Here is a 13209-nt window from a genome sequence, read left to right on the forward strand (position 1 = left end):
CTCTTCATCCGGCAAAGATCCGGGTACGACGATCCCGGTCGGCGAGCACGTCGCGAATCAGCAGGCCGAGGTCGATATCGGGCATGACGGACCGGTAGCGCACATCGCAGACCACGGTGCCCGCCGCGGTCAGCAGGAAACGCGTCATCCGGTCGTCGGACCGCTGCCACTCGGCGCCGACGTGCGGTGCGTCCAGGTCGATCACCCGGTCACCGGCCCGCACCATGAGCCGCGCGCCCTCTCGGTAGAACACGACCGGCAACTCCCCCAGCTCGCCGTAGACGCCACCAAGCGTGCCGATCCCCACCGCGAGACCGCGCAATGCCCCGGTCGCCGGATCGAAGTCGGCGAACTCGCTGAAGCTCGAATGCGACCGCACCACAATGCCTGTGCCGCCGGCATGCCCGTTCGCGGCCGCACCGCCGAGGCCGTTGCCGTGCGCCGAGGCCCGCGGGAAGGCGCGCGATCGCCGCGTCGGACCGGACGGCGGCACGATGGGCGGAATCATCGGCGGTATCGGCGGAACGGGGCTCCTGTTCTGCCGAGGATCTGCGGATCCCGTTGCAGGACTTGCTGATCCGTCTCTGCTGGCATCGGGCGAACCCGGGCCGTCCGGCAGGTGCGGCAAGCCTGGCAGGCGTGGCGCGTCCGGCAGAGGTGGACGGTCAGGCCGCTCCGGCTTTTCGGGCTCAGGCGGAGCAGGGCAGTCCGGCGGTGCCGGAAGCTCGGGTGGTTCCGGTACCGGCTGCTCCGGGAGTTGCAGCAGCTCAGGAGGATCCGGCAACTCCGGTAACTCGGGAAGTTCCGGTAGATCCGGAAGTTCCGGCAGCTCAGGAAGTTCCGGGAACTCAGGAAGTTCCGGCAACTCAGGAAGTTCCGGGAGCTCAGGAAGTTCCGGCAACTCAGGTGGATTAGGTGGATCCGGAAGCTCAGGCGGTTTCGGCAGGTGCGGCGGTGGAGTCACCGGCGGCCGAGGTGGCTGCGGCGGTGTCACCGGCGGCTGAGGTGGAGTCACCGGAGGCCGAGGTGGCTGAGGTGGAGTCGGCGGCGGCTGAGGTGGAGTCGGCGGTTGCGGCGGCACCGGAGGCTGTGGGACTACCGGTGGGAAGAGCTGGATATCCGGCAGGTCGAAGTCGTAGTCGTGCGGCAGATGCGGGATGTGCGAACGCCAAATCGGCCGCTGCCCAGCGGTACGCGGCCCATCGTCGCCCTCCGTCGATCGAGTGTCCGGCGGGTCTTGCCCATCGTCGTCATTGGCAATGGGACGGCGCTGCGGCTCCTCCGCATCGTCTCCCTGCTGCCGCGTCGCATTGTCGGGCGGCTTTGGCGTTGTCTCGCTGTCGTCGCCAGAAGTACCGTCCGGCGGGCCTTGCTCGTCATCTCCGGACTTCGTGCCATTCGACGACGGCTCGTGCGCGGATTCGCCGTCCTCACTCGACGTGCCATCCGGCGGACCCTGCTTGCCGCCTTCTCGCCGGGGAGATACGGGCTCCGCCGTGCCAGTGGACCCGGTCAGCGGATCCTCAGCAGCACCCGAACCAGGTTGGCGAGGGGCAGGTTTCGGCTTGGCACCGACGCCATCCGAACCACGCTCGTCGGTGCCATCGGAGGTGCCGGGTTCGGACTTCGCCGGATCGGACCCGCCGGGTTCCTGCCGAAGACCGGTCGAACCACCCGGTTGCGTCGGCGGCCAGACCCGGACGTCACCTTCCTGACCCGTATTCTGTTGCCGCACAGGCGGTACTGCTTCATCGACCAACTGCCATGCCGCATCGATCCGCTGCTGCAACGCACCCTGCGCTTCGTCGTACCGCGCGTCGCTGGCGCGCTGCACCTCGTCGAAACCCGCCGCGATCCGCTGCCGCGACTCCGCATCGCGCGCATCTATCCGGCGCTGCAATTCGTCGAAATCCGCGGCGATCCGATCACGAGCGGCCTGATGCTGCGCCGCGATATCGCTCCGCGGCGCAACGGCATTGGCCTCGTCCAGCTGCCGCCAGGCTTCCTCGGCACGGCGCTGGACCGTCTGTTGCGCCTCGGCGTACTGCTGATCTATGCGCCGCTGCAGCTCATCGAATCGTGCCTCGTCCGCTTGCCGCGACTCGGCGTTCTGCTCGGCGATCCGACGTTGCCACGCATCGAAGTCGGCGGCAATGCGATCGCGCGCTTCCTGATGCTGCGCGGCGATATCGTTCGGCAGTGCAACGGCATTGACCTCGTCCAGCTGGCGCCACACCTCGGCGAGACGGCGCTGTAGCACCCGCTCGGACTCCGCATGCCTCGCATCGCTCGCGCGCTGCACCTCGTTGAACCGGGCGGTGGCCTGCCGCAGCGACTCCGCGTTTCGCTCATCGATCCGCTGCCGCAGCGCCTCGAAATCCGCGGCGATCCGATCACGAGCGGCCTGATGCTGCGCGGCGATATCGCTCTGCGGTGCGGCGGCGACCGCCTCGTCCAGCGCACGCCAGGCCTCCTCGGCACGTTGCTGGGCCGCCTGCCGTGCCTCGGCGAAGCGCTGATCGATGCTGCGCTGCAGCTCATCGAATCGTGCCTCGGCCTGCCTGCGCGATTCCGCGTTTCGCTCATCGATCCGCTGCTGCAGCTGGTCGAAATCCGCCTCGGTCCGCTGCCGCGCCGCTTGGTAGGCCGTATCACTATCGCCAAGCGGCGCAATGGTATCGGCGTCCAGCTGACGCCAAGCCTCCGCGATCCGCTGATCCAGCACACGCTGCGCCTCCGCATAGCGCTCATCGCTCGCGCGCTGCACCGCTTCGAAGCCGGCTTCGACCTGCTGGCGTCCGGCCTCGTCCCGCTCGACGATCCGACGTTGCAGCGCATCGAAATCGGCGTCCGTGCGCTGCTGCACTGCATCGTGCTGCTCGGCGATTCGGCGGCGCACCGCGTCGAATTCGGCCTGAGTGCGCTCCGAGGACTGCCATGCTTCGACGACCCGGCGCTGGATCGCCTCCCCTGCCTGGTCGTAGCGCTCGTTCAGCTGGCGCTGCAAGTCGTCGAACAGAGCGTCGATGTCCTGCAGCGAATCTCGATGCTGCTCGGCGTTGCGGCGTTGCAGCGCCTCGAAATCGGCGTCGGTCCGCTGCTGCGACTGCACCAATTGCCGGATCGGGTCGACGGTGCCGTCGGTGATCGCTCGTGGTTCGGCCTGACGGGTGCGGGCGCCATCATGGCCGAAGTCGGTGCGGACGTGCGTGATTCGGCCGTCCGGAGTGTGGGTGATCTCCACGTGGCTGACCACGATGTCGGGTCTGGCCAGTATCGGGGCGAGCTCGGGGTGTGCGGCGGCGAGCTCGGCGCGCACGTCACCAGGGGTGTGCCAGCCGACAACGACGATGCGCGGCGGATCTCCGTCGACCACGCCGATCCGATCGTTGACGCCGAGGGTGTGCGCGCCCGCCTCGGCGAGGGCCTCACGTTCCATGGCGCGCGCCACCATGTCGTCCAGGAACGCGACCTTCGCCTCGGCCCGGTTGTATGTGGTAGCCGCTTCTTCGAGCGCCGCGACCCTGGCCTGGTACTCCGCCATTTCGTTGCCACCCGGTGTTTGCCGGACGGTCTTGGTCGCCAACGACTCGATGGTGCCGTCGAGCGCGTCCTCGGTCAGCCCTGCCTCGTCGACGGGTAGTCCGCGCATCGCGGCCTGCCGCGCCTCCCTGGCGAGCTCCAATTCCCTTACCGCGGCGGCATTCTCGGCGGCCAGCCGATCGGTCAGCTGGCGCGCGGCATCGACATCGTCACCGGTGTGCTGCGGCGGAGCCTGTCCGCCTTGCGGATCCGGCGCCTGCTGCGTCGCGCCGTCGCCCACGTCGCCGGTGGGCAGCTGCCTGCCCCCGCTGTCCGAGTCGGGCACATCGGGCCGCGGCCGTGGCGTGGCGAGCGGCGGATCGTCGGGTGGCCGCGTTCCTGGGTCGTCTCGCCGCGCGGGCGGCTGTGCGGCGTCCATGGCGGCGGCCTGATCGGTGAGCTCGATCATTCGGTCGAGATCCGCACCGCGCCTGCTGACTTCGTCGCGCAGCGCCGCCTGCACCTCGGCCAACTGGGCGGGTGTGAGACGTTCCTTCTTGTCGATCTTGCCGTCGCGGTAGACCTCGTACACCTTCGCCCACCGCTTGGCGTCGGCATCGGTCAGATCGACACCGACGGTCCTGGCCCAGTCCCGGCTCGCACCACGGTCATCGGGGTCGGGATCCCGCTCGTGCGCGGCAACCAATCCCTCGCCGTCCAGCGCGTCGGTGAGCGCGTCGACATCGCCGACCACCTCGAGCAAATGGTCGATCGCCTTGTCGTGCACGGAGAATTCGACATCGGCGACGCGCGGATCGACCGCTTTGTCGCCACGGGTGACCGCATCGAACGGATCGAGTTCGTTGATGGTCCGGTAGTACTCGGCCAGCGCATCGGCCAGGTTCTCCCGCTCGCTCGGTCTGCGCGCCAGCTTGCCGATCGCCTGCGCCAACTTCTTCGGATCGATCGCGTTGGTGTTCGGCACCCGATGCGCGAGGTCCGACGTGAACTTCAGCGGATACAGATCTTTCGGGAACCGCCCCGGTCGTTCCCCGACGCCGAGACGTGCGGCAAGTCGATCCCGCGCGGCAAGCACGTTCTCGGCGTCGTTGCCCTGCAACAGTTTTGCGTAGGCGACCATGTCCTCGACCGCCTGCAGCCGCCGCGCCTTGCCGAGCTTCGGATTGATCAGCGCCTCGGCCACCCGCTGCGGTGTCATCGGTTCGTTGTCGATGCCGAGCCGGTGCGCAAATTGCCAGCGCGCATCCTCGTGCGAGTGGTAGTCGTCGATATCCCATGCCGTGCGGGCGTAGTCGATGACCGCCTCGATCTGGGCAGCCCGAATCGCGTTCTCGTGGCGCAGTTGCCGCAGCCGTTCCGGCGAATCCCGGTCGCCGGGTGGGATGTCGAGGCGATCGCCGAGCTCCTGGCGCTGCGCCTCGATCTCCTCGCGAGTCAACCGCTCCGGCGGCCTGACGCCCGTCCCGTCGTGCTCGCTGTCGACGATCGGGCGCCACTGTCCGTCGTCGTCGCGCACCGTCGTCACCTTCAGCGTGCGCCCGTCGACCTCCTCGTGAATGTGGCGCACCTGCAACGGATCTGTCTCGCCGATGCGGACGGTCCCGTCGGGTTCGACGTGCGCGACGCGATGCACGACATCGACGAGCCCGGTGTTCACGGCCTCGGCGAGATCGGGATGGTTGGCCAGCGCATCGGCGAGCACCTGATCGTGCTCGAGCCGCCCATCGATCACCACCAGCCGCGGCCGCTGCCCCGGTTCGCCGGGAATCAGGCCGAGGCCGTCGACGTCGGGGAAGACGAAGCCGCCGTCGGACTCGATCGAGCCACGCAAGACCATGTCGGAGACGATCCCGGTGAGCTCGTCCACCTCGATGTCGGCCCGCACGAAGCGGTCGACCTCCGTCCGGAAATTCGCGAGATCGCCTGCGCTGTTGCGTATCTGGTGCAGCTGCTCGACCAGCGTCTCGGCGCCGCGCTCGCCGAGTGCCGCCAGGTCGACGCCGAGCAGCTGTGCCCAGACCGCCCGCTCGTCCTTGAGTTGGTCACGGCGCAGCGCGTTCTCGAAGTAGATCGGGATGCCCTCGTCCCGGCCCGGCTGGTCGGAATAGCTGAGATCGCCCCAGTCCCGGCCCGGTTCGCCGCCGTTGTTCACACCCTCCCAGTCCAAGATGGCGGTGCCCTGGTCGTTGGCGAGCAGCACCTCGCGCAGGAAGCGGCTCATCGGGTCGGCGTCGAAGAAGTTGACGTGGTCGCTGTAGGGGATGCGCTGGTTCTCGAAGTTGTAGCGGCGCGCGGCATCCACCAGCCCTGCGAGTGCGCCGATCCGGCGGACCTGCTGATATTCCAGCACCCGCACCGCACGACGGAGATCCTCGACGGTGACCTGCTCCGGCAGGTCGACGCCGAGTTGTCGAGCATGGTCCCGCAGCGCTTCGGAGAGCTCCGCCCGATGGTCGGCCGCGCCTGCCAGCTCGTTCATCAGCTCGCGGAAGACACCGCTCGTATCCGGGTGCACGCGTGGTGGTTCCGGCGTTTCCGGCAGCGTCGTCGACTCGTCGGACCGTGCTTCGGCCTCCGCCTTCTCCTTGGCGCGACGGTCCTCCTCGGCAGCCTCCCGCCGCAGGTCCTCGAGGTCGACCCCGAGCTCCTTGCGGACCAGCTCCGGATCGGCCTCGTCGAGCCAGTAGCGGTACTCCTCGCCGTCGCGCGTCTTCGGCACCGGGTAGTTGCCTGCCTGGTCCGGGATCCGGCTGGTCAGGTGCTTCAGGAACGGGATGAGCTCCCGGTTCTTCCACATCGTCGCGCCCTCTTTGAGGATGCGCGCGGGATTGAACTTGGTCTGCAGCACGTCGCCCTGGTCGGTGTGTTTGGTCAGCGGCACACCCGCCTCATGGCCGAGCAACGACTGTCCTGCACCGTCTACGCCGGAACCCGACGGGTACTTCGGGACGAGACCCTCGTATCCGGCGCGGATAAGATCCCACAGCTTGCGCAACCTCGACGGCTTGTCCGGCTTCGCTTCCGGCTCGGCAGGCTTCGTCGACGGTTCCTTCTCGGGCGCACCCTGATTCGGCTCCGGCTCGTTGAGCACCGGCTCGTGCTGTGGGCGTAGCTCGACCTCCCACCGCTTTTCGCCGACGGCGCGCAGCCAGAGCGGCACCTGCTCGCCATCGACGTCGAGGAAATGCGGCCTGGTCTCGCCCGGTTCGGCGAAGCGCGGCAACGAACCAGGGTTCGGCCGCTGCTGCGGCTGACGTTGCGGTTGTGGCCCTGGTCCGCGCGCTTCTGGCTCGGTACGGCCCGACTCCGGTTCGGGGGCAGGCGGTTTCGGTCGCGATGTCGGCTCGCCCTGCTGCTGCGATCCGTCCTTGACCGCCGGATCGGGTGGTGCGGTTGTCGGGTCGGCGGGTTCCGACTCCTCGCCAGGCCGCTTGGAAGCCGGGTGTTCGGAGTCGGGTGTGCCGTCTTCCTGCGGCGGACCTTCTGCGTCGTGGTGCCGCGGGTTCGGCGCCTCGCGTGCTCCGGATTCAGTTTGTGGCGACGACTTTTCGGTGTGTGCGGTGCCCGGGTCCTCGGTCGGCGGCAGGCCGATGATGACGTCGTCCGGGCGGTTGGAGGATTCGGCGTCACCCGTGGACTCGTGCATCAGCAGGTCGTAGAGCACGGTCGCCGGTTCGGAGGCCTTGCCCTTGGTTCCGTCCTGCCTGAGCTCGCCGTGCCTGCCGTTGAGCTGCACATCGAGATAGGCGTCGGCGAGCGCCTCTGGCAGGTTCAGATTGCCGTGCTTGTCGAAGCTGTAGCCGCTGAGTTGATTCAGCCAGACGCTGTAGTGGTCGGGATCGAGGTGGCCGCGCGTCGCCTCGTAGTGCTGCATCAGCAGGTCCTCGATCTGGCTGCGGGCGCGCATGCCGCCCGCGAAGTCCAGCGCGTGCCCCAGCTCGTGCAGGATCGTCGCGTACACCGGGCGAGCGGCCGCGCCGGGCGGCGTGTGGTGCTTCTTCTCGGCGTTGAGCTTCGAGGCCGCCATCCGTTCCGGATTGGTGGCGAAGTCGGCGTTCAGAGTGATGCGGCTCGTGAAATACGAGTAGATGTCGTTGGGGTCCACGTCGTAGTGAGCGCGCGCGTATACCGGTGCGCCGGTCTCCCTGTTGGGCGCGAGCGGCTCGATCCGGAGGCCGCGCAGGTCGATTTCCGGGTGCGCGGTGAGCGTTTCGTCGATCGCCCGCGCGAACTCGCGCAACACCTCCACCGGCACACGCGGGTTGTCGAACCCGACGATCTCCTCGAACCCGTACTTCTGCTTCAGCTCCCGCTCGATGTCAGCCGCGTCGCGATTCGACCACTCGTCATCGATCGGCGGCGTGGCATCCTCGTTCGCACGATCCGCCTGACCTTCGTGGTCGCCGCCCGGCTCCCCCTCCATGGCCGCGGAACGATCCTGGTCGGCGTGCGCGGGCGGCTCGGCAGGCCGGAACCTGTTGTCCCCCAGTTCCGGTCGGGCCGTGCCACGTGCGACCGGTGCATTCCCGCCGAGATCGCCGGCGTGCAGCGGAAACAACACCACGTTGTCCGTGAGTCCGGCAGGATCCGCGGCGCCACGACGAGGAACTGACTGCCCATCCCCCGTCGCCCGCGCCGACTCGTCACCGGCGCGAGCCGGTCGAGCCACGCTGCCGTCGACCGTGGCGCGGTGCTCGGGGGCTGCTACGCGGCGTTCGGGCGCGCCTGCTCGCGGCTCGGCACCGCCGCGCGACTCCGCATCGCCCGGCTGCCGGGTCGTGGCGTCGGCGCGAGTAGCGGATGCTGGTGCGCTATTGCGTGTTTCGGAACCGCCACGGGCCTCTGGGCCGGAGCGTGGTTCGGCACCGCCGCGGGGCTCGGATCCGATCCGCGGCTCCCCGGCGTGCACCGTCGGGGTGGCCGCGTTGGTGTGCGGCGTCGTGGGCAGCGGGGTCTGTGCTGCCGCGGCATTGTCGTGGCGGGAACCGATTTCCTCGGTGCCGCCGACACGCGGCTGGTGATCGACGGAGGCCGTCCGATCGACGCCGGTGGCGGGCAGCTGTGCCGACTGCACCGGCTTGCTGTGCGGCTGATCGCCGGCGCCATTGTTGTTGCCGTCGTGCACCGCGACCGGATCCGCGTGGGGTGCAGGGCTATCGGTGAGCGGTGCGAAGGCTCCGTTATCCGAATGTGCTTGTTGTTCAGGATGCCCCAGCTCGGTGTGGACGGATGGGCCGTCGTCTGCCGTCGGGGCGTCGTGCACGGTGGGTGCGGGTTCCGCGTGCACGCCGGCATCGAGCCCGGCGACCGGGGTATGGGCTTGCTCCGCTGGTGCGCCCGCGCGATTGTCCGCGGTCGCGCCGTCGTCTGCGCGGCCCACGTCGTTCGTCCCCGCCAGGGGTTCACCGGCAAGGCGCGCACCACTGTCCGAGCCGCCCTCGCCGGATGTCTGCTGAACGGGCGCGTCATCACCGTGAGCCAGCACATCGTCGACAACTCGACCGTTGGTCGAATTGTCGCCCGCGGCATGACCATTCGTCGACAGATCACCCGTGACATGCGAATCGCCCGGGTCGTCGGCATGCGCCAACGCATCACTCGCCACCCGGCCGTTGGTCGAATTATCGCCCGCACCATGACCATTCGACGCCGCGACACTGGTAGGGCGTACCCCTGTCGAACCATCGCCCGCACCGCGGGCACCATTGCCGGTGCCTAATCCGGTCGACGCGCTCGGGCCGGTGTTCGTGGTGTGCGGCGAACTGTCGCTGCCACCCGGCGGGCTACTGGATGGCGAGTGCGCAGGCGGCGGACCACTATCGGGACTTTCCGGCCCACTCGGCCGATACCAGTCGGGATGCCGGTTTTGATAGAAACTGTCCGCCTTGGCCCGGTTGCCGCCGGACATGGCCCCATTCGTCGCACCCGCCGTCAACATCCGCCAGTCGAACTGGTCCTTGATATTGAGGCCGTCCCAGGCCTTGCCCCAATCCCACTTGCCGTCACCCTGATACGCGGCGATGGTGAGCTGCGCGCCGATACTGCCCGCGAAGCCGCCGATGGCGCCCGCCGTGCCTGCGACGGTACCGGTGATCGCCCCACTCACCCACGGCTTGATCGTCGGCCTGCCGTCCGCGTCCACCGACCGGCCGAGCCGTTTCCCCAGCGCTTCACCGATCGGGCTGGCCACCCCGGCACCCGCGGCGGAGGCGATCGCGGTGATGCCGACCTGCTGCCAGTTGATGTCCTTCCGGTGCCCTGCCTGCTTCTGGTAGTACTGGATGCCGAGGTCCTGCCCCGTGCCGATCACCGTGTCGATGGCGATGTGCCTGACCAGGAAGTTGGCCAGCTTCCTGCCGAGCACCTTCGACAGCAGCTGCACGATCCGGTTCATCAGGCGCGCGGCGATCCATCGCACAGTGGCCCTGGTGCCGATGATGGCAAGCGCTTCGGTCGCGGGCGCCGTCGGCGGGAACAGCCAGGCAATCGCAATCTCCAACGCGAGCAACGCGATCGAGGTGATCACCATCAACTGCGCGTACTCGATCTCGGTGCCGACGCTCTCCGCCGACTCGGCCAGACTTTCGAAGTCCTTGGCCAGCAACTCCAATGACTGGTCGCCGTTGCGATAGACGTCGAGATCGGCGAGCATCGCCTCGACACCGGCGCCCTGCGGATAGGCGCCGCGGGTCGCCTCCTTGGCGATATCGATATCCGCCAGGATGGCGCGCAATTCCTTTGCGGCCGTGCGCCAGTCGCCCGCCACGTCGCGCATGCCATCCGCGTCGCCCTCCGGATACTCGGATCCGGCGACGACCTCGAGCAGCCATTGCAGCGCGCCTGGGATTTCAACCATCGATGGTTACCCGCCTACCAACTGGCTTGGGTGACTCCGCGGCCGCGATTCAAGGTGTGCGCCTCGACATTGCTGAATGCCGCAGCGGCGCCGGCATTGTCGGCAGCATCCTGGCGCTGCGTCGACCCCGGTGGCGCCAGCGGCACCTCGGGTTCGATCGGCTGGTCCGCCTGGAAGTCCGGCATGCCCTCGATCAGATCCGACACCTTCGGCAGCCGCGCACGCCGCTCCTGCAGCGGCGCCACCAACTCCTGCGCCTTGCGGCCGACTTCAGCGCAGGCCTGTTGCGCCGCCGTCGTCACCGCTTTCGCGATCTCAGGAAAGGTCAGCTCCTCGATACCGGGGCCGAACTTCGTGTCGATGATCGTGCCGTCGGCATTCACCGTCACGGTCACCCGCTTGCGGACCGTCGCACTCGCGGTGAGCTCGGCGCGTGCCTGCTGGATCTGTGCGATCGAGCGGAACTGCAGCTGCACTTCCTCCCAGACGGAGGCGAGTTCGGCCTTGGCGTATTCGTTTGTCATGCGCTGGTCCGATCCAGGATCACCGGTAGTTTTGCGCGTTGCCGTGATCCATGGTCTTCAACATGCCTGCCGAGGTGACCTGGCCCTTTTCGAAGTTGTCGAAGCTGGTCGAGGCGTTTTGGACATTCTTGGTCGCGTGCTCGCGCCCGATGCCGTAGCCGTTCGCACCGTCGAAGAACTGATGGCCGATCTTGTCGTCGCCCCATGGTCTACCCCGGCCCGCCAGCGAGGCCTCCAGCGTGGACAGCACGCTGTTGAGCCGATCGCGCACGTGTCCTGTCTTGTTCTGCGCGGCCTTGCGCAGCAGATCGGGATCATTTTCGACGTTCGGCGCCATGACTGTTCGCTCCTGTCGTGCCCTGCGGTCCCTCCGCACCCTCCACACCCGTGCTCTCGACACTGACAGCCGTTGGCGACATGCTCGTAGCCCGAACATGAACGGACAGTGCCGCCGCAGTTACCACACAGCGCCCTACCGGTGTCACCAGCCGGAGTCGGTGACCCCCGACCTGGTTCGTCCTATGACCTCGGCGAACGGTTCGGCACCTGCGCTGAAATCGCCGTTCTCGGCGGTGTCGGTCGATCCGGGTTCTCGCTCGCCGAGCCGATCTGTGAGATCCGGCATACCGTCGACAAACTCGTGCAGCCTTGGCATGCGAGCACGCTGAACAAGCAAGGGCGCCATCAACTCTCGCGCCTGGCGTGCCGCGTCCACGGCCGCCAGCTTCGCCGCCTCGGTCACTGCCTTCGCGATCTCGCGATAGTCGAGATCCGCGATGCCCGCACCGAATGTCGTGTCCAGGAGCGCACCCTCGACGTCAACCAGCACAGTCACTCGTCGGCCGCGCACCGACGCCCGCCCGCGGATCTGGGCCCGCTCCCGCCGAATCCGCCCGATCATGTCCAGCTGCTGCTCGAATTCGCCGAGCATCGACGACATCTCGGCCTTCGCCCAATCGTTGGTCACACAGCCTCCGTTGTGGGCTCGCGGTTCCCCGCAGTGGCGACCGGTCCCCTGGACCCGACGATGACACGTAATTACGCCGCAGGCCATCGTCGATGTGCCGTATTTACGACGTCCTGATGCCGCCAGCGGGACAACGACTCTCGCCGAACATCGCCACGGCGCTGGTCCGGCTGCCGCACCTGCCGAGCTGGCATTGACGGGACCTTGACGGCTCGACAGTCACCAATCCTGTTCGGCGACAACCGAACGCGGGCGAGAGTTCTCGACCGAGCCGTCAGGCGCCGCGGCAGCCGGTGGCGTGAGCGGCGCCGGTGTCCCGAGCTCAGGGACACCCTCGACCAGCTCGGACAGCTTCGGCAGCCGTGCCTTCCGATCGAGGAGCGGCTCCGTGAGCTCCCGACCCTTGCGTTCGACATCGGCGGCCGCCGCCTGGACCGCCTCGGTCATTGCCGCGGCGATCTCGTCGAAGGTGAGATCGCCGATATCGTCGGCGAATCGAGTGTCGATCAGGACGCCGGTGGCGTTGACGGTCACGTGTATCCGCTTGTCACATACCGACGCGGTGCCGACCAGTTGCATGCGCTTCTTCTGCAGCTCGGCGATGCCGGCCAGCTGGTCGTTGAGCGCATCCATCAGCATCGCGGCATCCGCCTTCAACCGCTCGTTCGTCATCGAACCTCCGCTTGTCGCATATCTTCTCGACACCAGGTCAGCCCTGGTGGTCAGCGTTCTCCGCATACTCGGCTCAGGCGGACAGACCGAACACCTTGGTGTTGTAGTGCTCCTGACCATCCAGATGCGCCGCGGCCTTCACCTGTCCGTCCGCGATGGCGCCGAACGTCTTCGCCATCGTTTCGGCGCCCTTGGTCAGGTTCTCGCGCGCGGGCAGATAGCCCGTCGCGAACTTGTCGCCGAAACCGTCTTTGCCCCACGCGGTTCCCGCCGCGATCAGCGACGTCTGCAACCTCTGCATCGTGTAGTCGATGCGTTGTTCGATACCGGCCGACAGTTCCGCCGCCGCGCGCAACTGGTCCGGGTTCACGGACACTTCGTTGACCATCACCGCTCCTTCTCGACATCTGGTTCGTCGTCACACATTTGGGGGTCCGGCTTGGGTGCATGCTCGTGATCGGGTGGTAACCAGTCCTCGGCGGTCGGTGCCTCGGGCGCCTCGAATCCGGCAGGCATCGGCCCCCAATCGACGATCAACTTGGGTCTGGTCTTCGCCTTCATGTCCTTGCCTGGGCCGAGGTATGGCGTCTCGGCGCGGGGGCTGGCCTGTGACGGTGGCAAGGTCGGCTCGGCGTCGGAGTTGGCCT

The 13209-nt window shown here is 67.8% G+C and carries 7 protein-coding genes; all 7 read right to left on the reverse strand.

Annotation, left to right across the window (positions count from 1 at the left end):
- Nucleotides 1-4 precede the first annotated feature (4 nt).
- Nucleotides 5-10399: a WXG100-like domain-containing protein gene (locus NA11_RS11925; RefSeq protein ID WP_069161910.1), complete on the reverse strand. Its 10395-nt coding sequence runs from the start codon at nt 10397-10399 to the stop codon at nt 5-7.
- Between the two features lie 14 nt (nt 10400-10413).
- Nucleotides 10414-10923, reverse strand: coding sequence for a YbaB/EbfC family nucleoid-associated protein (locus NA11_RS11930; RefSeq protein ID WP_069161911.1), 510 nt, complete (start codon nt 10921-10923; stop codon nt 10414-10416).
- 19 nt (nt 10924-10942) lie between these two features.
- A complete protein-coding gene (locus tag NA11_RS11935) occupies nt 10943-11260 on the reverse strand; it encodes a hypothetical protein (protein ID WP_069161912.1) in 318 nt (105 codons plus the stop codon).
- A gap of 144 nt (nt 11261-11404) precedes the next feature.
- Entirely contained in the window at nt 11405-11890 is a 486-nt protein-coding gene (locus NA11_RS11940; RefSeq protein ID WP_069161913.1) for a YbaB/EbfC family nucleoid-associated protein, read from the reverse strand.
- 219 nt (nt 11891-12109) lie between these two features.
- Nucleotides 12110-12562 (reverse strand): YbaB/EbfC family nucleoid-associated protein, encoded by a 453-nt coding sequence (locus tag NA11_RS11945; protein ID WP_069161914.1) that lies wholly within the window; start codon nt 12560-12562, stop codon nt 12110-12112.
- Between the two features lie 73 nt (nt 12563-12635).
- Nucleotides 12636-12950 (reverse strand): hypothetical protein, encoded by a 315-nt coding sequence (locus tag NA11_RS11950; RefSeq protein WP_069161915.1) that lies wholly within the window; start codon nt 12948-12950, stop codon nt 12636-12638.
- On the reverse strand, nt 12950-13209 hold a 260-nt coding region (locus NA11_RS45585), incomplete at its 5' end, for a hypothetical protein (protein WP_167837623.1). The genes NA11_RS11950 and NA11_RS45585, both read right to left, overlap by 1 nt.

This window comes from Nocardia altamirensis NBRC 108246 (assembly GCF_001612685.1).
In the GTDB taxonomy this organism is placed as follows: Bacteria; Actinomycetota; Actinomycetes; order Mycobacteriales; family Mycobacteriaceae; genus Nocardia; species Nocardia altamirensis.